Genomic DNA, 21,082 nt, shown 5'->3' with positions numbered 1-21,082 from the left:
GATCCGCGCAGCGCGCATAAAAAAGCCCGGCATCGCGCCGGGCTTTTCCTTGTCACTCCGCAGAAGGGTCAGAACTCCGACCATTCCTGTTTGGCCGCCGCGGCTCCTCCGCCGAAAGCACTGGAAATGCGGCCAGCGAGCGCTCTGGCCGGCGAGGCCGCCGGCTGCGCATCGCGGCCGGCCGCACGCGGTGCCGAAGCCTGGCGCTCGTTGCCGAGCTGGAACTGGGCCAGCAAGGCGTTGAGCGAGGCGGCTTCCGTCGCCAGCGAATGGCTGGCCGCCGTCTGCTGCTCGACCATGGCGGCATTCTGCTGGGTGCCCTGGTCCATCGAGTTGACGGCGGTGTTGATCTCCTGGAGGCCAGTCGACTGTTCGCGGCTGGCGGTCACGATAGCCGCCACATGATCGCTGATTTCCAGCACCGCATGGACGATCTTTTTCAGTTCGGCACCGGTTTCATCGACCAGCGCCACGCCGTTGCCGACCTGAGCGGTGGAGGTGGAAATCAGCGCCTTGATTTCCTTTGCGGCATTGGCGGAGCGCTGCGCAAGCTCGCGGACTTCCTGGGCGACGACCGCAAAGCCCTTGCCGGCTTCGCCGGCACGGGCGGCCTCGACGCCGGCGTTGAGCGCCAGAAGGTTGGTCTGGAAGGCGATATCCTCGATCACGCTGATGATCTTGCCGATCTCGCCGGACGATTTCTCGATCTCGGTCATGGCTGCGACGGCATTGCCGACCACCTCGCCCGAGCGCTCCGCGCCGGCGCGGGTACGGGCAACCAGGGCGCCGACATCCTCGGCGCGCCTTGCCGTATCCTTGACCGTCGTCGTGACCTGTTCGAGCGCCGCCGCGGTTTCCTCGACGGAAGCCGCCTGCTGTTCGGTGCGCTTGGCAAGGTCGTCGGCCGAGGCGCGGATTTCGGCGGCGCCGGCATTGATCGCCGCGGCGTTGTTGCCGACGGAGCGAAGCGCTGCCTGAAGCTTTTCAAGCGAGGCATTGAAATTCAGCCGCAGGGCATCGAGGCGGGCGGCGAAGGCCGTATCGATGCGATAGGCGACGTTGCCGTCCGCCAGCGCGGAAAGGCCCGTGGCGAGCTGGTCCATGGCGAAGGAAATCTCCCCGGCCTCGCGGGCCTTTTCGGCCTCGGCCTGGCGGCGCTCCTCTTCCGCCCGAAGCCGCATCGCCTCGGTCTCGCCCGACAGGCGCAGCTTCTCGACGGCGGCATCCTTGAAAACGACGACGGCCTTGGCCATGCTGCCCACTTCATCGCCTCGGTCGAGAGCCGGAACATCGATGTCGTGCTCGCCGTTGGCAAGGCGGGTCATGGCGGCCGTCATGCCGACGATCGGCAGGACGATGGCGCGTGAAAGCTGCCAGATGAGGAAGACGGCGACGAAGCCCGCGATGCCGCCACCGACGATCAATGCGAGTTCGAGATTGAAATGGGCGCTTTCCATGGCCTTGTGGTTGCTGGCGGAAAGTTCGCCGACCAGGGCCTTGATCTTCGCGGCTTCCGCACGGAAGGCGTCGAGCTGTCCCATGGACGTGCTTTTGCCGATCTCGACGATCTCGGAAACCGGCTTGGCCTTATCCTTGGCGGCGGCAAGCTGCGGCTCGGAAAGCTCTTTGTGGAAGATGTCGGCCGCGGACTTCATCGCGTCCAGCGAGGCGACAATCGAAGGCATATCGGCGGCCGCCTGCTTCGCTTCCGCGATGTAGGTCAGCATCTTCTCGCGATGGGCGAGGACGCCGTTATAGGTGTCTTCGCTGCGAAACAGCAGATAGCCGCGCAGGTTGACGGCCTGTTCCAGCATGGATTCGAGCGCCATGTCGGACAGCGCGAGGATGTGTTCGGATTCCCCCTGCTCCTGCGCCGCGAGCTTGGCGCGATAGGCTTCGACGAAAACGATGGCCGTCGCGATGAAGCAGCTGGCCATGATGCCGAGAAAGGTAAGGATCAGCTTCTTGTTGAGTGAAAGGTTCTTCAGGGACATGCAATCAGTCTCTTTCGCCTGGCGATCAGCGAGAACAGTTGCAATGAACTGAGCGCTGCCGCCGCATCGGGCATGATTGCGCTTTCAATCGGGAATACCGATGATCCGCCAGCGAGCGAGCCATGGATATTCCCGACGAGGCCGCGGCGCAGTCCATCATGGCGCGCCAGAAACTGCGGCTTTCAGGCAATCGGTCGAAGATAGGCAGGTTGCCCTTATTTTTTCGTTATAGACCATAGACAAATTTTACAGCGATCACGCGGGCGGCTCAGTCACCGCAATAATCGGCCCCCGAGCATTACTCCCCCGCGACGAGCAGCAGGATGTCGAGGTCGCGCTCGGGAAAGAAATCCTCGGCCTTCATTTCGAAGGTCGTGGGGCCGGTCTTTTTCACGCCCTCTCCGCAGAAGCTCACGAAGTTCGTAGGCTTGCCCTTGTCGATCGTCAGTTTGAAGCTCCCGATCGAGCCGCCCCAGTTGGCACCGGTTTTCAGCACGTAGGAGATCCAGTTCTCCGTGTAGGAGGGACCCTTGCCGTCCTTGGCCGCCTTTTCGAGTTTCGCGGCCGTGCGCATGAAGTCGTCGTCGAGGCAATAGCGGGTCTTGTAGGTCTCGTAGGCATAGTCGCTCGGCTGGCCGTCCTCGATGAAGGTCATGGCTACCGTGCCGCCGACGCTCGGCTTGTAGGAATGGTGCACCGTCACCTCCTTTCCGGCGGGAAAGGTCGTTTTCCACCAATAGGCGGATTTCAGGGTCCAGAGCGGTGCCGGATGATGCTCCCAGCCGTTGCCGGCGTCGTAGGCATCGTCATAGACGAGGCCGCGCGCCAGCCAGTCGGCCAGCACGTCTTCCGGAAGCTTTTCGAGAGCCGCGGCGGTGGCCTCGCTGAAGGGGAGAAGCGGCACGCCCTGCGCCTTCAACTCATCGGTCATGTCGATGCCGGTGGCATAGACCCTCTGCTGCAGTTCGGGCGTGATCGGCACTCCGTCCTGCGTGACGGAAAAACCGAGGAAATTGTCCTTCTCCAGATCGGAGATGGCAATGTTGACGTCCGGCTCGGCGACGATATCCGGCATGGGAAAGGCGATATAGGAGACGATATCCCTATCGGTTCCGTTGTGGAACACGTAGTCGACGTCGACCCGGTCCGGCGAGATGAAAAGCTCCTCCGAGACCATCTCGACCTCGCTCGTCTGGACGTAGACGAGACCGCCGGTCCTGAGTTCGGCCATGGTGTCATTGGCAAGCGCCGGCATGGCCGACATGACGGCCACCGCCGCCAACAGAACCGGTTTCATCGTCCCTCTCCCTCGCTAAGGCCGCATTATGCTCCGCGAGGAGTTAGCGGGGCAACGCCCGGAACGTCAATCGGGTAGGATCACAGGAGACGCCTGAAAATACGTCTCGCCTCCATCATCTGCCCGAAGCGGGCGATCATGCGTTCGGGATGGCATCATGTCGTCACCAATGACGAGGACCGTTCCGCAAGGCTGGGAGCGGACCGATCCGCGTTCTTCATTCGCCTTCCTGACGGCGGCAGAGCGGATCGGAGGGACGAATTCCAACAAAGCACTTGCGCTCGGGCGTCCGTGCAGCCATTGACAGGCAATGTCATCACAGCCCGAACCCCAGCGCCTCGACCAGCTTCTGGTCGCCCTCGACCTCTTCGCCAGCCGCTCGCGGGCGCGCGACGCGATCCAGCGCGGCACCGTCAAGGTCGACGGCAAGGTCGTTACCAAGCCGAGCCTCGTCTTCTCCGCCGACCACACCTTCACCATCGACGATCCGGCACAGGATTACGTTTCGCGCGCGGCGCTGAAGCTTGTCGCCGGCCTCGACCATTTCAAGCTAGATCCGGCCGGCTGCGATTGTCTCGATGTCGGCGCCTCCACGGGCGGCTTCACGGAGGTTCTGCTGAAGCGGGGAGCGGCACACGTCACGTCCATCGACGTCGGCCACGGGCAGTTCCATCCCCGCCTCGCAAGCGACGAGCGCGTCACCAATATCGAAGGGCTGAACGCCCGCTATCTCGAAGCCGAAGACATCGGCGACCGCGCCATCGACTTCATCGTCTCGGACGTCTCTTTCATCTCGCTGAAGCTGGCGCTCGCACCCGCGCTCGATCTGGCCGAACCGAGCAGCCGCTGCCTGCTGCTCGTCAAGCCGCAATTCGAGGCGGGCCGCGATGCGATCAGCAAGGCAGGCCTGCTGAAGGAACCCGAAACCGCGCCGCAGGTTGCCGCCGAACTGGAACGCTGGCTCACCGAAGACATGGGCTGGGAGAGCCTCGGCCTCATCCCCTCGCCAATCGCCGGCGGCGACGGCAATGTGGAATTCCTGCTGGCGGGCCGGAAGCCGGAGGACGAGGAATGAGCACGGAAACCCTTACCATCGACAGCCTGGGCGCCCAGGGCGACGGCATCGCCCACGGCGCCGGAGGGCCGGTCTACGTTCCCTTCTCGCTGCCCGGCGAAAAGCTCGCCGTCGCGCGCGTCAAGAACCAGGGCACGATCATCTCCTATGCCGAGACCTCCCCCGATCGGATCACGCCGGCCTGCCGGCACTTCGGCCCCGACGGGGCGGGCGGCAGTTGCGGCGGCTGCTCGCTGCAACACATGGCGAAACCCGCCTATAACGCCTTCAAGCGCTCGCTGGTGATTTCAGCACTGAACGCGAAGGGCATCGAAACACCGGTCGGCGAGATCATCGAGGCCGAGCCCGGCCAGCGCCGGCGCGTCGTCTTCGCGGCGCGGCGGACCGAGAAGGAACTGCTGATCGGCTTCAACCAGGCAGAAAGCCATCACATCGTCGCCATCACGGAATGTCCCATCGCCTCGGCGGGCATCCTGTCGAGGCTGGACGCATTGAAGAAAATCGGCTGGGCCGCGACGACCAACGCCGATCCCTTCCGGATGACGGTGATCGAGACGCTTTCCGGCCTCGACATCGCGCTGGACGGCGTAAAGGTGCTTGCAGACAAAGAACGCCGCACCGTCACGGAAACCGTGCTTGCGATGCGCGGTATCGCCCGCGTCTCGTTCAATGGCGAAGTGGTAATCGAGCCGCAGAAGCCGGTTCTCGATTTCTCGGGCGTCATGGTCTTTCCGCCACCCGGCGCTTTCACGCAGGCGACCGTCGCCGCCGAGGAAGCCATGGCGCGGCTGACGCTTCAGCATGTCGGCAAGGCCAAGCGCGTCGCCGATCTCTTCGCCGGCATCGGCACGTTTGCGCTCCGGCTCGCCCGCACCGCGCAGGTGCATGCCGCCGAGAGCGAGGAGAAGGCGCTGAAGGCACTGGATCACGCGGCGCGCAACACCCAGGGGCTGAAGCCGGTCAAGATCGAAAAACGCGACCTCTTCCGCCGGCCGCTGATGACATCGGAACTCAAGACCTTCGACGCCGTGGTGTTCGATCCGCCGCGCGCCGGTGCCGAAGCCCAATGCAAGGAACTGGCGCGGTCCGCCGTCAGGAAGATCGTGGCGGTGAGCTGCAATCCGCTGTCGCTCGCCCGCGACCTCTCGCTGCTGACGGCCGGCGGTTACCGCATCGACGCGATCACGCCGATCGACCAGTTCCTCTGGTCTCCGCATGTCGAAGTGGTGGCAACCCTCAGCAGGCCGTAGCTTCCGGCTCCGGCGCTTCAGTAGGTATAAAGCGTTCCCGAGCCGGTGACATTGGCGCAGCGGCAGCGGCCGCCGACGCGGCCCGGCTGGGCCGGACAGGTGTATTGTCCGTCGGATTTCGCGCTCGCCGGCGGATCGATCACGCAGTAATAGCGCTGCGGCCGCATGCCGGGCTGCGGCCTCTGGCGATTGGACTGGCTGTTGACGATAGTGCCGCCGCTCTGGGCGAAAGCCACGGCTGCCGTCAGCGGTTGAAGCGCGGCGGCGGCAGTCACGATCCATGCGAGGGCGAGGCCTGCTGCTGATATCTTCACCCTTCGGCTCCTCCGTTTTCCTCCGGCGATAAGAGACCGACAGTGATTAAAGAAACACCAAGAGGCGAGATTATGGTCTCGCCACCCATGTCGGCGCGTTATCCGTCTGGCGTTATCCGCGCCCCTTCATGAAGGTCTCGAAGGAGGCCATGGCCTCGGCGCTCTTCAGGCGTTCGATGAAATGGGTGAGTTCCTCTTCCATGCGGGCAAGCAGTTCGCCGCGGTCGCCGCGCAAAAGGTCGCGGGTGATGCGCATGGCCTCCGGCGGCCTGGCGGCGAGCGAAGCGGCAAGCTTCAGGGTCTCGGCCTCGACAGCCTCGGGAGCGACGATCTTCCAGATCAGGCCCGCATCCTTCGCCTCGGTGGCGGAGAAAGCTTCACCTGCAGCAAGCAGGGCAAAAGCCCGCTGATGGCCCATCATGCGCGGTGCAAGCAGGCTTGAGCCTGCTTCCGGCACGAGAGCGAGATCGACGAAGGGCGTCCTGAACAGGCTGCGGTCAGAGGCGATCGTCATATCGCAATGCATGTGGATGGTCGTGCCGATGCCGATTGCGAGACCGTCGACGCCGGAGACGATGGGTTTCGACACGCTCCAGATCGCCTTCAGCACCTCGAAGGCCGCCGGCTGATCGACGGTTCCGGAGATGGCATAGGCGAGGAAATCGGCCATATCGTTGCCGGCGGAAAAGCAGCCTTCGGTTCCGAGCAGCGCGAAGGCGCGGATCGCCGGATCGGTCTCGCCCTCGAGAAGACCTGCCGTCATCTTCTGGTACATCGCCTTGGTGATGGCATTCTTCTTTTCCGGCCGGTTTAAGCGGATCACCAGAACGCCGGGACAGGCCTCGGGACGTTCGATCAGAATATGGTCGGTCATCAGGTTTTTCCTCGGTTTCTTTTGTGGCCTCGTTGAAGGCACCAAATCCAAAATGCCCCTCACCAGCCTGCCGGCACCTTCTCTCCCCAGGCGGGGAAGGAGTTGCGGCCGTGACTTTCCGGCCCGCTCTCCGGCTTGCGGGAAAGGGTCGGGACGAGGGCAGAATGCCTCACCCGCGTTCCTTCGAACGGTTCTTAACCGAGCAGCGCACGCGCCGCCGTCAGGCTCGCCTCGCCGTTGATGACGCGATCCTTTAGCGCCGCCGTTTCGGCAATCAGGTTTTCGGCAGCGAAGCGGCAGAGCGCCATACGTTCGAAACCGCCGGCGTCGGCATCGGCGAGAGCACCCTTGGCGAGATAGGCGCCGGTCAGCGCCAGGCCGAACAGGCGCTGGTAAGGGGTGGCGCCTGCAAGGGCTGCGACGGTGTTGCCCTCGGCAAGCCGGGCGAGCAGCCATTCGGTCGCCTCATCGAGATCGGCAAGGCTCGCTTCCAGGCGGTCGGCGGTGGCGCCGAAGCCATCGCGGTTCAGGCCGCGAACGGAGGACACGATATCCCTGAGTTCCGTGATGAAGCCCCTGACATGATCGCCGTTCGACAGCGGCAGCTTGCGGGTGACGAGGTCAACCGCCTGAATGCCGTTGGTGCCCTCGTAGATCGGCGCGATGCGGGCGTCGCGCAGATAGCGGGCCGCGCCCGTTTCCTCGATGAAGCCCATGCCGCCATGCACCTGGATGCCGAGGGACGCGACATCGACGCCGGCATCGGTGGCGAAGGATTTGGCAATCGGGGTGAGCAGGGCCGCGCGTTCCTGCCAATGGGCCGCCTTGCCGCCATTGGAGTGGTGCGCCATGTCGGTTGCGTGGGCGCAGGTGTAGCAGATGGCGCGCGCCCCTTGCGTCAACGCCTTCATCGTCAACAGCATGCGGGCGACGTCGGGATGCTCGACGATCGGGCTCATCGCAGAACCGCTCCAGCCGGGCGCCTTGCCCTGCGTCCGCTCCTTCGCATAGGCCACCGCCTTCTGGGTGGCCGCTTCGCAGATCGCCACGCCCTGCATGCCGACGGCGAGGCGGGCATTGTTCATCATGGTGAACATGCAGGCGAGGCCCTTGTTCTCCTCGCTGACCAGATAGCCGATCGCACCCGGCTCATCGCCGAACTTTCCGTCGCCATAAATCATCGTGCAGGTGGGCGAGCCGTGGATGCCGAGCTTGTGTTCCAGCGAATGGCAATGGAGATCGTTGCGCGCGCCCAGCGAACCGTCGTCGTTGACGAGGAATTTCGGCACGAGGAAGAGCGAGATGCCGCGCGTTCCGGCCGGCGCATCCGGCAGGCGGGCGAGAACCAGATGAATGATGTTGCCGGTAATTTCGTGTTCGCCCCAGGTGATGAAGATCTTCTGGCCGAAAATGCGGTAGGTGCCATCGTCGCGGCGTTCGGCGCGGGTCTTCATCACGCCGAGGTCCGACCCGGCATGGGGTTCGGTCAGGTTCATGGTGCCGGTCCATTCGCCCGAGACCATCTTGTGCAGGTATTTTTCCTTGAGTTCCGAACTGCCGTGGGCGGTCAGGGCCTCGACAGCGCCCATGGTCAGCGTCGGACCGAGCGCAAAGGCCATGGAGCCGGAATTCCACATTTCGAGGGCCGCGACGTTCAGCATGTGCGGCAGCCCCTGCCCCCCATAGGTCGGCGAAGCGACGAGCGAATTCCAGCCGCCCTCCGCCCAGTGACGGTAAAGATCCGCCCAGCCGTCCGGCACCTCGACCTTGCCGTCCACGAGGCGCGCACCCTGCCTGTCGCCGATTTCGGCAAGCGGCGCGACCTCGTCGCTGGCGAAGCGTCCGGCTTCATCGAGGATGGCATCGACGAGATCATCGCTGAGGTCGCCGAACTGCCCTTCCTCCAGGGCGTCGGCCATGCCCGCCACGTGCTTCAGCGTGAAAGCGATTTCCTCTACCGGTGCCTTGTACATGCAAGCGTCCTCCTGCTTCGCCGTTGGCCATGGGACCTTTTCTCCACTCCCGGAAAGGATCCCGCAACTGGTCTTTTGGCTAATTTATTTTTACGTAAACGTCAAATCTTTTTGCTGCGCTCCCGCTTCGGGGACCGGTAACCGCCAATGCCGAAAACGAGGCCGCCGCAACGACGATGGGCCCAAACTTGGGCGATACAGCGCCACCCGGATTGCCGTACCTCATTGGCATAACAGCTATCCCAGACGGACCTTCATGACGCTCGACCGATCTCTCGCACTCGTGACGACGATCCTGCTCGCCACCATTCTCGGGCTTGGCGGCTATCTCGTCGTCGACGGCACCCGCCAGCAACTGGAAACCGCCAAGAGCGACGAAATGCAGGCGACCGCCCTGCTGCTCACTTCCTCTATGGCGCAATCCGCGAGCCTGTCGGCAACCCATGCCGATCGCATCGCCAGGGACCCGCTGGTCCTCGACCTGATGACGAAAGGCGACAGGGAGGGACTGACCGCGCTCCTGAAGCCGTCCTACGACGCGCTGGCGAACGAAGCCGGCGTCAACATGCTGCATTTCCACACAGCCGACATCAAGAGCTTCCTGCGCGTGCAGGACCCGAAGAACTTCGGACAGGATCTCTCCGCCATCCGCCCGATGATCCTTGCGGCCAACCGCAGCCGCATCCTGCAGAAGGGATTGGAGGTCGGCCTTGCCGGCCTCAGCCTGCGCGCCGTAGCGCCAATGCTCGACGGCGAGACGCTGGTCGGGACCGTGGAAGTCGGCGTCGACCTGAAGACGCTGCTGGAGATTGCGAAGTCTGCATCGGGGGCCGACTACGCTCTCTTCCTCAGCCCCGCCATGACCGGCATCGCTCCGAAAGACAGCGCGGTGAAGTCCGACGGCGCCGGGCTTGCCATCGAATCGGCGACGGACACCGCTCTTTTCCAGAAGCTCTACGACCATCGCGCCATCGGGCTTTCCCGCGAACCGGTTGCGGCCATGGTGGAACTCGACGGACGTCGATACGGAACCTTTGCGCAGCCATTGCTCGATTATTCCGGCCGGATGATCGGGACGATCTTCATCGTTCGCGATTTTTCCGGCATCGAGAGCGGCTTCCGGCGGGCGATCGCCCTGGCGGCGATCGTTGCCGCCGTCGGCGGCATTCTCGCCTATTCGATCCTGACCGTCGCATTGCGCGCCATGCTGATTCGCCCGCTCGGCGACCTCGCCGACCATGCGGAGGCGGTTGCCTCCGGTAACGGAAGCGGTCCAGCCCCCGACGGCAGCGGGCAAGGTGATCTTCAGCGCCTGAAGGCCGCCATCGACAACCTTGCGGCGGGCAAGGCCGAAGGAGAGATCAAGTCCCATGACGGGGGTGTGGCGTGAGGCCGCCCCTTCCGCGCCTCCTCCTCGTTGCGGCCGCCTGGTTCTGGCTTGCCTTGGCGGGAGCGGCAATGGCGGGACCGGAGACGGCGCAAGAAACGCCGCAACTGCCGCAAGGCATACACCTGCCGCTTGCCGTCCATTTTTCGATGCGGGTGCTCGACATCTCCAAGTTCAACGAGACCTCGGGCGAGGCCTCGATGACGATCGAGACCACCGAACGCTGGAAGGACCCGACCCAGGCCTTCGATCCCAAGGCGACCGGCTTTGCCCGCTTCGATTATGTGGGCGCAGAGGCCGAGGCCAAGCTCGCCGCCATCTGGACGCCGGCAACCGAGATCGAAAACCGCATCGGCGAACCCAGGTCCGGCTCGCTCGCCCTGACGATGCGGGCGGACGGCACCGTGACCCGCATCCGGCGGATCGACGCCGATTTCCGGGTCGAGGTCGACATGACGACCTTTCCGTTCGACCGGCAGACGCTGACGCTTTCGCTCGTCACGCCGCGGCACTCGGCCGACGAGGTGATCTTCGTGATGAACGACATAGACCGGGAACTGGCCTCGGTCGCATCCGAGCTTTCGGCCAATAGCTGGACGGCCCAGTCGCTGCAATTCGTGATGGAGCGCTTCTATGGCTGGAACGCCAAGCCCTTCGTGCGGATCAAGGCATCGACGCAGATCGAGCGCAGATGGGAACACTACGTCTTGCCGATCTTCGTTCCATTCGCCGCCGTGCTGTCGGTGTCGCTCTTCCTGCTGTGGGCGCCGGCGCGGTTGCGGGGCGACGAGGCGCCGATGACCTATTCGGCGCTTCTGGCACTTGCCGCCCTCGGTTTCACCTACGAATCGAGCTTCCCCGGCGCGATCTCGATGAATTCGCCTGTCGCCTTCATGGTGTCGCTCGGTTACTTCTATCTCGTGGCGGTGCTCCTCGTTTCCATGCTGCTGACCGACGCCAATTTTCCCGGCCGCCGGCGATATCCGCATCTGGAAGCCACCATCAGGGCCAACATCCGCTTCTCCATCCCGCTCAGCTTCCTGCTGGTCTGCATCTGCTCCGTGCTGCGATCGCTTCTGTGACAGAAAGACTGTAATCGAACTGTCACAAAGCGGGCATAGAAGCGCTGGCGGGCCGTTTCCGGAGCAGACCGATGCATCCTCTCGCCACGAAAATTCCCGGCCTGGTCTGGGGCTATGTCATCGATGCCGCATCCGGCCGGGCGGAGCGCTTTTCACCCGAAACCGACCCGCACGCCATCGATGTCGGCGAGGGCTGCTTCGTGTGGCTGCACCTCAATCTCGCGGACGCCCGCTGCACCGCCTTTCTCGAAAACTTCCCCGGTCTGACGGAACAGGCGCGCGCGGCGCTGACCACCCATGAGACCCATGCAGCGCTGACTGTCGACGAGCAGGCATTCTACGGCACGCTGGTCGATTTCCAGCGGGAGTTCGACTCAACGACCCGCGATATCGGCTGGCTGCATTTTGCCCTTTCCGACGCCTTCATCATCACCACACGACTACAGCCGATCCGGTCGATCGATCCGGTGAGGGCCGCAATCGAGAAGAACGCCGCGAAGTTCCGCCAGCCCATCCAGGTGTTCGAGGCCCTGGTGGTGGAGTTCCAGCGGGGCATCATTTCCATGGTGCTGGAACTGACGGACGAACTGAACGCCATCGAGGATTTCGTCTATGACAGCGAATTGCGCGACGAGCGCCGGCGGCTTGCCCCGGTCCGGCGCGTCGTGGTCAGGCTGCACAGGCATCTGCGCACCGTGCTGGCGCTGATGCGCCGGGCCGCGGCGACCGACGACGATGAACTGCCGTCCGGCTTCGAGGATGTGGCGGAACGGCTGGTAAACCGGCTGGAGGCGGCAGACAACGATGTTTACGCGCTGCAGGAAAGGGCGCGGTTGCTGCACGAGGAAATCGATTCCAAACTTTCCTCGGAAACGAACCGCCATCTCTACATCCTGTCGCTGATGACGGCCTTTCTGCTGCCGCCATCGCTGGTGACAGGCTTTTTCGGGATGAACACGTCCTCTCTGCCATTTGCCGAGGGGATCGGCGGCACGCTCTGGGCCGTCGGTTTCATCGTCGCCTCGATCCTCGCCGCATGGCTGATCCTCAGGCGGGCCGGCATCCTCTGAAACAAAATGCCCGGCCGAGGCCGGGCATCGAAGGTTCGAACGAAATGTCCGACCTCAATAATAAGGCGACAGGCATTGGCGGCGCGGGCCGTAGTTCGGCTGGAAGGTGTTGCTGTAGGAATCGTAGGAACGATACCGGGCATAGCACCATTCATAGTGCCGCGGGTTGATGCCCGTTGCACGCCGCGGCGCGGCGGGCGGCGCAGCTATCGCCCCGCCGATGACGACACCGGCGCCGAAGGCGGCAAGCGGATACCACCATCCATCATTGTGGCGGCGGTAGCCCGGACGGTAGTCGCGATAGCCGCGATGGCCGTGGTAATAACGCGGCGGCGGACGGCGATAGTGACCGTAGTAATGGTCAACAACCGTGACATCGGACTGAGTCTTGATCGGCGGCGTGATCGGCATCGCCTGCGTCGGCACGAAGCTCGTCAGCGAAACAACCGAGGCGAGGGCGATCGCCACCCAGCGCTTCATCATGTTTGTCATGTCAGTTCTCCATTCCCTGCTGTGACAGAATGCACAAGGCGAGCCTTGAACGACGGGTGACCAGATCACGGTATCGCCAAGACATGAAGGCAAGCTAGCCGGCGCATCCTGAACCCACTATTAACATCAGAAAGCTGTAGGGAACTTGCGGCCTGTCACTGTCAGTAGAAAAACATGATGAAGCCCAGCCCCGAACTTCGCTTCAGACACCGGACAACGCAAATTACTCAGAATTGTTCCATTACCCGCCCTAAACGACCTTGACGGAAAAGGGCGGCAGATCGCTCCACCGCCCTCACGGATACCTGTCCGGTTCGGCAAGCCGGCCGTCTCAAGCCTCGATTTCGATGTCGCCCTTCGGACGCGAGCAGCAGGCGAGGATGTAACCCTCTTCGATCTCGTCATCGAGAATGCCGCCATTGTGGTTCATCTCGACCTCGCCGGCGAGCTTCATCACCTTGCAGGTACCGCAGAGGCCGGATTCGCAAGCCGCACCGATGCGCACGCCCGCCGCCCGCGCGGCCTGCAGAACGGTATGACCCGGTTCGCAGAGACCTTCCTTGCCCGACATTGCGAAGGACACCTTGGTCGGGGCGGCCCCGTCGGAATGATCGGCAACCACGACCGGCGGTTCCGGCGCGACCGGCTGGAAGGCTTCCTCGTAATAGTTCTTCATGTCGAAGCCCGCGCCCGACAAGGCTTCGCGAACCGTCGCCATGAACGGCTCCGGACCGCAGCAGAACACGGTGCGCTCGAGGAAGTCGGGGGCGAGAAGCGCGATCTTCGCCTTGTCGATGCGCCCCTTGAGACCGGACCAGAGCTGGCCGCGGGTGATCTGCTCGACGATGAAGCCGAGCGTCAGGTGCGGCATCTCGCGCGCCTTGGCCTCCAGTTCCCAGCGGAAGATGATGTCGTCCGGCGAGCGGGCACAGTTGAGGAACACGATGTCGCTGTCCGGCGCACGGTCGCCCATGTCGCGGGTCATCGACATCATCGGCGTGATGCCGGACCCGGCGGAGACGAAGAGGTATTTCCTGCCTGGATGCTTCGCATAGGAAAAATCGCCGAGCGGACCGATCGCCTTCAGCTTCATTCCGGGCTTCAGATTGTCGAACATCCAGCGGGTGCCGATCGAATCCTTCTGGGCCTTCACGGTCACGGCGACCGTGTAAGGCCGCGAAGGGCTCGACGACAGCGTGTAGGTCCGCATTACCGGCTCCGGGCCGACCGGGATTTCCAGCGTTACGAACTGGCCGGGCAGATAGCGGAACCAGTGACCGGACCGGTCCGGCCGGAACGTGAAGGTCATCACGTCTGGCGCTTCAGGCGTCACGGCCACGCATTCAAGGCGATGCTCCCTGTCCGACCAGGGGCGCATCTCGTCGACATGGCGATAGGTCACGGCAACTGTCATCTCAGGCGACCGCGGACAGGCGAGCCTTGTCGCCCTGCAGACGGTTTATCATGAAGTTCGCATACCATTCGACGAACTGCATGACGCCGCCCTCGTGGTCGGCGGAATACGGACCCGGCTCATAGGCCGGAGAACGGATGCCGAAGGCGTTCTCTTCCACGATGGCGCGGTCCTGATCGTTGGTCATGTTCCAGACGTGGGTCAGGTCCTCGATTTTGTAGTCGACGCCTTCGACCGCATCCTTGTGGACGAGCCAGGTGGTGGTGACGGCGGTTTCCTCGGCCGAGATCGGCAGCACACGGAAGGAGATCGCGTGATCGCCCAGCAGGTGGTTCCAGGTGGTCGGATAGTGGAACAGCAGCATGGTGCCGATATGGGAAATCGGAACGTCGTCCGACAGCGGCCGCTTGACGGCTCGCTTGCCGTCCATGGTGTAGCTTTCGGCATCCTGGATCAGCGGCATGCGGGCGACACGGAACTGGCCGGACGGGTCCATGGTGAACTCGCTCGGCAGGCCGGCGGCCTCGCAGCGGGCCCAGTGCTCAGCGATGAAAGGATCGTCCTTGGCACCCTGGACGCCGGTCGCGGTCGGCGCTTCCGGATAGGTGCGGCAGAGTTCCGGATGGTTGCCGGCGCAGTGGTAGCACTCGCGGTTGTTTTCCCAGACGAGCTTCCAGTTGCCCTTCTCGATGATCGTGTTCTTGTGGGCGACCTTGGCCTCCCACAGGCGATGAGGCTTCATATAGGGTTCGATCGTCGCGCGGACGGGGGCGAAATCGGACGGCTCCTCGGAAAGGCAGACGAAGATGTAGCCGGCGACGCTTTCGCAGGCGACGTGCTTCATACCGAACTGCGCCTTGTCGAAATCCTCGCCCATCTGGCGGGCGAAGACCAGCGAACCGTCGAGGTCGTAGGTCCACTGGTGGTAGGGACAGACGAGCTTGGCGGAAGCTCCGCTTTCCTTGGTGCAGACGCGGTGCCCGCGATGGCGGCAAGTGTTGTGGAAGGCGCGGATCACGCCGTCCTTGCCGCGCACGACAACGACCGGGTAGTCGCCGATCTGGACGGTGAAGTAATTGCCGGCCTTCGGGATTTCGCAGTCATGGCCGATGAACAGCCAGTCGCGATACCAGATGGTCTCCATGTCGAGCTTGAAGTAATCCTGGTCGATATAGAATGGCTGCTCGAGGCTGAAGCCCTCGCGGCGGTTCTTCAATTGGCGCAATACCGTGCTCTGCAAATCCATCGTCGTCCTCGTTTCGTAACAGCAATGGCGAGGGACGAGCACACGCACGGGAGCGGCTTTCGGGAAGAAGCCGACCGGACCTGTCTCGGGCCGCCCGCCGCGACCTTCAATCACTTCTCTCAAGGCTGGTTTCCGGGCTCTGGAGACGTCCGGCAAGCCGGACCGCGTGGGGCGCCTTCCCAGGAAGACTTTCCCAGTGGCTTTTTGCCCTTCGCTTGTTCTCCACCACCGTTGCGGGGGCAGCGCCGGATTTCGACCGGCTTCCCAATTTCCCGCCCTCCCTAGCCGGGCGGCACCTTGAGCTTGAAATTATCTAATCACAATTGCGTAGGCCCCGCTGCATTGCGAAACGACACCGCATCAAGTGTTTGCGACATGCCCGCAATTGACGACCCTCAAGAATACATCCGGGAAAATCGCATGTTTTCATAGCATTATAAAAACCACTGCCGAAAAACCGGGCAAACGATGGCGCAAAATGACAAGAGAGATCCGCGACATCAGGCTCATTATCGGCATGGCAAGCCTCGCGAAACCGTCGAAAGGGAGAATTGCGACAAATTGTCGTTAATCACTCCCGTTCTAGAATCATCCCGGTCGCCCCTCCTGATCGAGCCACGCCCATGCAGAAGCTGAGATACTACGCCGCCCCGAAGACCGGCCCGAAGCCGCCAGTGACCTCACGCGCGGTGCATACGGAGTTTCTGCGCACCGGCCGCATCCTGCGCCGACGGGAAGACTGGCTGCCGGAGGAAAAGCGGTATCTGACCTATGAGGAAGTGGCCGAACGCACCGGTCGCCGGCTCGAGGCCGCCGGCGAGGCCACCCACAGCCGGATCAACGGCTTTCACCGCTCGATCCAGTTCCCGAAGCTGATCTTCCACAAAACGCTCGAGAACAGCCCGCATCTCGGCTATTGTCACGTCACGGCGGCGCGGACGAATTTCGCCAAATACGCCGACGTGAAGTGGGCTTTCTACATCGCAAACTTCTTTGCCGAGATGGGCGAAGGCGAGCAGTTCTTCGAGCAGATCCGGACGAATTATTCCCGCATGTATTTCGCCGTGGCGATCCAGCCGGACCAGTCGACCAAATCCATGGCAATCGACCGCTCGATCCGCGAGAACGGCCTGCTGTTTCGCACCCACGATCCGAAGGAAGCGCTGAAGAACGTGCTGATGCTCGGCGCTCGCGACGCGGACCTTCGCAAGATCATCGCAAGGCTCTGAGTCCCCTCGCCCGAGCGGAAGCCAATCGCATTTTCCTGGCCGTTTCGCCGTTCCTGAAAGGATGATGGTATGGCGGCGACGGAAGCCGCCGCTCTCAGAAGCCCCCGACCGGGGCCTTCTTGTAGATCAGCCAGTCCTTCGGCACATAGTCGCTCGAACCGTAGATGGTGACCGTATTGCCGCCCGCGGCGCGGGAGGAGGCAAGCGCCTTTTCGGCGAAGCTGGTAAAATCGAAGGCGTTCGGCGCCTGTGCCGACAGGCAGATGCCGAAGGACATCAGAACCTGGCCGAGCGCGCGGCCATTGCCGGAATTGACGACCGCCGTCGCCTTCAGCTTGGAACGGACGAGATCGACGATGCGGCTCACCTCTTCCTGATCGGACGTATAGAGCAGCATGCCGAAACGGCCGGCATCGAAGCGGCAGGCGAGATCGCCGTCGCCGGCCACGGCCTTCATGACCTTCGCCACCTGCTTCAAGAAGCGGTCGGCGACGGCCGGCCCCATCTGTTCGGAAAGGCGGGCGAAATCGTCGATCTCGCCGATGGCGATGCCGCACAGCACCGGCATTTCCGGATTGGCGTAAACCTTGGCAACGGCCTTGTTGAAGGCGCGGCGGCTCGAAAGCCCGGTCAGCGGATCGACGAACTTGGCGGCCTCGGCATCCTCGGCTTCCCGTTGCATGTCGGCCAGCGCCACTGTCTTGTCGACGACGGCGCGAACGACATTGCTGTTCTGGTGGGCGCGTTTTTCGGTCGCGACCTTCAGCGCCTTGATCGACTGGCCGAGTTCCGCGTGATCCACCTCCCCGACCGTCTGGATGACCTTGGAAGCATCGCCGATGAGGCGGCCGTAATCGCTGAGCGAGACCTTCTCCTCGTTCAGCAGATTGATGAAATTGCTCATCTCGGCGCGAACCTGGCCGTTCTGCCGGGCAAGAAGGCCGTCCTCATGGTGGTGGGGCAGGTATTTGCGGCCGAGCGCATCGAGGGCTTCCTGCGTCTTCACCTTGCCGAGCGCGATGAAATCGCGCACCAGTTCCGGATTGCTGCCCGCATAGGCCTCGTAGACCAGTTCGTAATTTCTCGGCAGTCCGTCAATTCCCATCTGATGCATGGCGGTGGCAACGCGAAGAGCAATGCTTGAGGCGGGATTCTTGACTGGCTGCATGGTTCTTTTTCCGACGGGAAGAGGCGTGAGGATCGAACGAACGGGACTATAGGCGCAACATTTCTTTCTTTCGGTTACATCGGTGGATAAAGTTTTAGATATCGGTCGACCGCGATCCCGAATGCATGTCGCAATCTGTGGAAAACCCCTGACAGCCCTTGTGAAATCAGCATTTGATCCCGCCCGGCAAGACGCGCTATGGACGGCGTGACACATGGCAGGAAGGCGTGGAAAAATGGCTCGGCTGATCCCGATCGACAGAGACAGGCAAGGCGCAATCGGCGCGGCGATCGATATTCTTTCGCAGGCCAAGCCCGTGGCGCTGCCGACCGAGACCGTCTACGGGCTTGCGGCCGACGCCACCGATCCGGCAGCGATCACCGGCATTTACGAAACGAAAGGGCGGCCGCGCTTCAACCCGCTGATCTGCCACATGGCGGATCTGGCGATGGCGGAACGTTATGCGACCTTCGATCCGCTCTCGCGCGCGCTGGCGAACCGCTTCTGGCCGGGGCCGCTGACGCTGGTCGTTCCGCTGAAAGCCGGAAGCGCGATCCATCCGCTGGCAACCGCCGGGCTCGACACCGTCGGCATAAGAGTGCCGAAGGGCTTTGCCGGCGACCTGATCCGCGCCTTCGGCAAGCCGCTCGCCGCCCCCAGCGCCAATTCCTCCGGCAAGATCAGCCCGACCACGGCGGAGCATGTGGAGGCCGATCTCGGCGGCAGGATCGAACTCATCGTGGATGGCGGCCCCTGCCCTGTCGGCGTGGAATCCACCATCGTCAAGGTGGAGGACGGCCGCATACGGCTGCTGAGGCCGGGCGGGATCGCCGCTGAGGCGATCGAAGAGGCAACCGGTCTTGCCGTCGAACGGCCGAAACCCGCCGGCACGGCGGCCATCGAGGCGCCGGGAATGCTCGCCTCCCATTACGCGCCGAACGCCCACGTCCGCCTCGACGCGCGATCCGTCTCGCCGGGCGAGGCACTGATCCGCTTCGGCGACACGCCGGTGTCCGGCGAGAAAGACGCTGCGATCGTGCTGAACCTCAGCCCGCGCGGCGATCTTGCCGAAGCTGCGGCAAACCTCTTCGGCTATATCAAACAGGCCGACGAGGCCCAGCCCTCCGGCATTGCCATCACACCGATCCCGATGCAGGGACTGGGCGAAGCGATCAACGACCGACTGAAACGCGCTGCAGCCCCCCGCAGCGCATAGGAGAACGATGTGAACGGCAGCCCCCTGTCCGAAACCTTGCAGTCCTTCGTGACGATTGTCGGAGAGGCAAACGCGCTGACCGCGCCCGCCGATATCGCCCCCTATCTCGTCGAAAGCCGCGGGCTCTATCACGGCTCCTCGCCGCTGGTGCTGAAGCCCGGCTCGACGCAGGAGGTTTCCGCCATCATGGCTCTCGCCAGCCGGACAGGCACACCCATCGTGCCGGCCGGCGGACGCACCGGCCATGTGGGCGGACAGGTGCCGCGCGACGGTTCTGCCGACGTCGTGCTGTCGCTGGAACGCATGAACCGCATCCGCGAAATCGACACCGCCGGCGAGGTTATCGTGGCCGATGGCGGCGCGATCCTCGCCGATATCCAGAAGGCGGCGGAGGCGCACGACCGCCTGTTTCCGCTGTCGCTCGGCTCGGAAGGCTCCTGCCGCATCGGCGGCAATCTCTCGACCAATGCGGGCGGCACCGCCGTGCTCGCCTATGGCAACATCCGCCAGCTCTGCCTCGGGCTGGAAGTGGTGTTGCCGACCGGCGAGATCTGGGACGGGCTGAGACGGCTGAAGAAGGACAACAGCGGCTACGACCTGCGCGACCTCTTCATCGGCGCGGAAGGCACGCTCGGCATCATCACCGGCGCGGTGCTGAAGCTCTTTCCACGGCCCCGCGGCCGGCAGGTGGCCTTCGTCGGACTCACCTCGCCGGAAGACGCGCTTACGCTTTTCGAACGCGCCTCGACACTCTGCGGCAGCGCGCTGACCGGTTTCGAGATCATGCCGCGCATCGGTATCGACTTCACCACGAAGCATATTGCCGGCGTTCGCGATCCCCTGCCCTCGGCCCACCCGTGGTATGCGCTGATCGACATCTCGACATCGGATTCCGCCGAAACTGCGGAAAGGATGATCGCCAGCCTGCTGGAGGAGACCCATGACACCGGGCTGGTCAAGGATGCGGCCGTCGCCGCGTCGCTCGCCCAGCAGAACGCCTTCTGGCACTTGAGGGAAAGCATGTCGGAGGCGCAGAAGCCCGAAGGCGGCTCCATCAAGCACGACGTCTCGGTGCCCGTTTCGAGCGTGCCGCGCTTCCTTGCGGATGCGGATGCCGCCGTGCTCGCCCGCATGCCGGACGCCCGCATCGTCTCCTTCGGCCATCTTGGCGACGGAAACATCCATTACAACATCAGCCAGCCGGTCGGCGCCGACAAGGCAGAGTTCATTGCCCGCTGGCGGGAGATGAATGCCATCGTGCATGCCGTGGTGCACGCCCATGGCGGCTCGATCTCGGCGGAACATGGTGTCGGCCAATTGAAGCGTGACGAACTGGCGGCAATCCGCCCCGCAATCGAGACGGAGCTGATGAGACGCATCAAGCGGGCCTTCGATCCGGCCGGCATCATGAACCCGGGCAAGGTGGTCACGACGGAATGAACGGAGACAAGATCAGGCTGACACTGAGGCTCGACCTGCCGAACGGCGTCCGCCTCGGTCCCGGCAAGATATCGCTGCTTGCCGGCATCGCCGAACACGGCTCGATCCGGGCGGCGGGCGCGACCATGGGCATGTCCTACCGCCGGGCTTGGCTGCTCGCCGACGAAATCAACCGCATGTTCAAGGAGCCGTCGATCTTCACCCGCCACGGGGGGAAAAGTGGCGGCGGCGCAGGATTGACGCCGTTCGGGGAAAGCCTGCTCGAGCGTTGCCGGAAGATGGAGGCGGAAAGCCGCAAGCTTCTTACCGACGATCTTTCGTGGCTCGAGGAAAGGATGGAGCCCGATTTCCAGCCCGCGGGCGGTGCTGCGAAGGATGCGCACCAGGATTGATCCTTTGGGAACTGAACGACAAGCTACGAGCTTGTGATTACCCCCTCTGGCCTGCCGGCCATCTCCCCCACAAGGGGGGAGACCGGATAGGGGAACCCGCCAGTTCCCTCTCCGACAAGATGGGTAGGCACAGTGGGCAGCCGCTCTGCGCTCTCCCCCCTTGTGGGGG

18 protein-coding genes and 1 riboswitch are annotated in these 21,082 nt (G+C 63.4%); of the genes, 9 read left to right on the top strand and 9 right to left on the bottom strand.

The genetic code is table 11. The features are described from left to right. Positions 1 to 68: 68 nt before the first annotated feature. Complete coding sequence (locus ACLBKR_RS02950; protein WP_113437406.1) at positions 69 to 1,994, bottom strand: methyl-accepting chemotaxis protein; 1,926 nt, start codon at positions 1,992 to 1,994, stop codon at positions 69 to 71. Between the two features lie 298 nt (positions 1,995 to 2,292). Next, entirely contained in the window at positions 2,293 to 3,291 is a 999-nt protein-coding gene (locus ACLBKR_RS02945; RefSeq protein ID WP_113486483.1) for a DUF4424 domain-containing protein, read from the bottom strand. A 310-nt stretch (positions 3,292 to 3,601) separates the two neighbouring features. Here ACLBKR_RS02945 and ACLBKR_RS02940 point away from each other — a divergent pair, with 310 nt between their 5' ends. After that, entirely contained in the window at positions 3,602 to 4,366 is a 765-nt protein-coding gene (locus tag ACLBKR_RS02940; protein ID WP_414900580.1) for a TlyA family RNA methyltransferase, read from the top strand. Beyond that, positions 4,363 to 5,616: a class I SAM-dependent RNA methyltransferase gene (locus ACLBKR_RS02935; RefSeq protein WP_414900578.1), complete on the top strand. Its 1,254-nt coding sequence runs from the start codon at positions 4,363 to 4,365 to the stop codon at positions 5,614 to 5,616. The genes ACLBKR_RS02940 and ACLBKR_RS02935 overlap by 4 nt, the downstream gene beginning before the upstream one ends. A 17-nt stretch (positions 5,617 to 5,633) precedes the next feature. Here ACLBKR_RS02935 and ACLBKR_RS02930 read toward each other — a convergent pair whose 3' ends face one another. The 3 genes from ACLBKR_RS02930 to ACLBKR_RS02920 all read right to left on the bottom strand — a co-directional run bounded on the left by ACLBKR_RS02930 (position 5,634) and on the right by ACLBKR_RS02920 (position 8,777). Then, positions 5,634 to 5,930 (bottom strand): hypothetical protein, encoded by a 297-nt coding sequence (locus ACLBKR_RS02930; protein WP_113486481.1) that lies wholly within the window; start codon positions 5,928 to 5,930, stop codon positions 5,634 to 5,636. 112 nt (positions 5,931 to 6,042) lie between these two features. Next, positions 6,043 to 6,804: a crotonase/enoyl-CoA hydratase family protein gene (locus tag ACLBKR_RS02925; protein WP_414900576.1), complete on the bottom strand. Its 762-nt coding sequence runs from the start codon at positions 6,802 to 6,804 to the stop codon at positions 6,043 to 6,045. A gap of 194 nt (positions 6,805 to 6,998) precedes the next feature. Further along, on the bottom strand, positions 6,999 to 8,777 hold the full coding sequence (locus ACLBKR_RS02920) for an acyl-CoA dehydrogenase (RefSeq protein WP_414900574.1): 1,779 nt from the start codon (positions 8,775 to 8,777) through the stop codon (positions 6,999 to 7,001). 256 nt (positions 8,778 to 9,033) lie between these two features. Here ACLBKR_RS02920 and ACLBKR_RS02915 point away from each other — a divergent pair, with 256 nt between their 5' ends. The 3 genes from ACLBKR_RS02915 (at position 9,034) to ACLBKR_RS02905 (ending at position 12,316) form a co-directional block, all read left to right on the top strand. Further along, the gene (locus ACLBKR_RS02915; RefSeq protein ID WP_414900572.1) at positions 9,034 to 10,167 is read left to right on the top strand and encodes a cache domain-containing protein; all 1,134 of its coding nucleotides are present in this window, start codon (positions 9,034 to 9,036) and stop codon (positions 10,165 to 10,167) included. Further along, entirely contained in the window at positions 10,164 to 11,246 is a 1,083-nt protein-coding gene (locus ACLBKR_RS02910) for a neurotransmitter-gated ion-channel ligand-binding protein (RefSeq protein WP_414900570.1), read from the top strand. Before ACLBKR_RS02915 ends, ACLBKR_RS02910 begins: the two co-directional genes overlap by 4 nt. A gap of 71 nt (positions 11,247 to 11,317) precedes the next feature. Beyond that, on the top strand, positions 11,318 to 12,316 hold the full coding sequence (locus ACLBKR_RS02905) for a transporter (RefSeq protein ID WP_113439333.1): 999 nt from the start codon (positions 11,318 to 11,320) through the stop codon (positions 12,314 to 12,316). Between the two features lie 54 nt (positions 12,317 to 12,370). Here the strand turns inward: ACLBKR_RS02905 and ACLBKR_RS02900 are convergent, their stop codons facing one another. The 3 genes from ACLBKR_RS02900 to ACLBKR_RS02890 form a co-directional block, all read right to left on the bottom strand. After that, the gene (locus tag ACLBKR_RS02900; protein ID WP_414900568.1) at positions 12,371 to 12,808 is read right to left on the bottom strand and encodes a BA14K family protein; all 438 of its coding nucleotides are present in this window, start codon (positions 12,806 to 12,808) and stop codon (positions 12,371 to 12,373) included. Positions 12,809 to 13,139: 331 nt separating this feature from the next. Further along, positions 13,140 to 14,222: a 2Fe-2S iron-sulfur cluster-binding protein gene (locus ACLBKR_RS02895; protein WP_414900566.1), complete on the bottom strand. Its 1,083-nt coding sequence runs from the start codon at positions 14,220 to 14,222 to the stop codon at positions 13,140 to 13,142. A gap of 1 nt (position 14,223) precedes the next feature. After that, on the bottom strand, positions 14,224 to 15,468 hold the full coding sequence (locus ACLBKR_RS02890; RefSeq protein WP_113447908.1) for an aromatic ring-hydroxylating oxygenase subunit alpha: 1,245 nt from the start codon (positions 15,466 to 15,468) through the stop codon (positions 14,224 to 14,226). A 105-nt stretch (positions 15,469 to 15,573) separates the two neighbouring features. Continuing rightward, positions 15,574 to 15,783: riboswitch (cobalamin riboswitch) on the bottom strand. A 308-nt stretch (positions 15,784 to 16,091) separates the two neighbouring features. On the opposite strand from ACLBKR_RS02890, the gene ACLBKR_RS02885 reads away from it, so the two are divergent. Next, positions 16,092 to 16,697 (top strand): DUF6656 family protein, encoded by a 606-nt coding sequence (locus ACLBKR_RS02885; RefSeq protein WP_113439332.1) that lies wholly within the window; start codon positions 16,092 to 16,094, stop codon positions 16,695 to 16,697. A gap of 94 nt (positions 16,698 to 16,791) precedes the next feature. Here the strand turns inward: ACLBKR_RS02885 and ACLBKR_RS02880 are convergent, their stop codons facing one another. Next, entirely contained in the window at positions 16,792 to 17,865 is a 1,074-nt protein-coding gene (locus tag ACLBKR_RS02880) for a GGDEF domain-containing protein (protein WP_112829000.1), read from the bottom strand. Positions 17,866 to 18,100: 235 nt separating this feature from the next. Between ACLBKR_RS02880 and ACLBKR_RS02875 the strand changes: the two genes are divergently transcribed. The 3 genes from ACLBKR_RS02875 to ACLBKR_RS02865 are packed head-to-tail and all read left to right on the top strand — an operon-like array spanning position 18,101 to position 20,913. Then, positions 18,101 to 19,081: an L-threonylcarbamoyladenylate synthase gene (locus ACLBKR_RS02875; RefSeq protein WP_113439331.1), complete on the top strand. Its 981-nt coding sequence runs from the start codon at positions 18,101 to 18,103 to the stop codon at positions 19,079 to 19,081. Positions 19,082 to 19,090: 9 nt separating this feature from the next. After that, positions 19,091 to 20,521, top strand: a complete 1,431-nt coding sequence (locus ACLBKR_RS02870) for an FAD-binding oxidoreductase (RefSeq protein ID WP_113439330.1) — start codon at positions 19,091 to 19,093, stop codon at positions 20,519 to 20,521. Next, the gene (locus ACLBKR_RS02865) at positions 20,518 to 20,913 is read left to right on the top strand and encodes a LysR family transcriptional regulator (protein ID WP_113340303.1); all 396 of its coding nucleotides are present in this window, start codon (positions 20,518 to 20,520) and stop codon (positions 20,911 to 20,913) included. Before ACLBKR_RS02870 ends, ACLBKR_RS02865 begins: the two co-directional genes overlap by 4 nt. Positions 20,914 to 21,082: the final 169 nt, after the last annotated feature.

This window comes from Paenirhizobium cremeum (assembly GCF_047553425.1).
In the GTDB taxonomy this organism is placed as follows: domain Bacteria; phylum Pseudomonadota; class Alphaproteobacteria; order Rhizobiales; family Rhizobiaceae; genus Allorhizobium; species Allorhizobium cremeum.
This window is presented reverse-complemented; position numbering and strand designations above follow the sequence as displayed.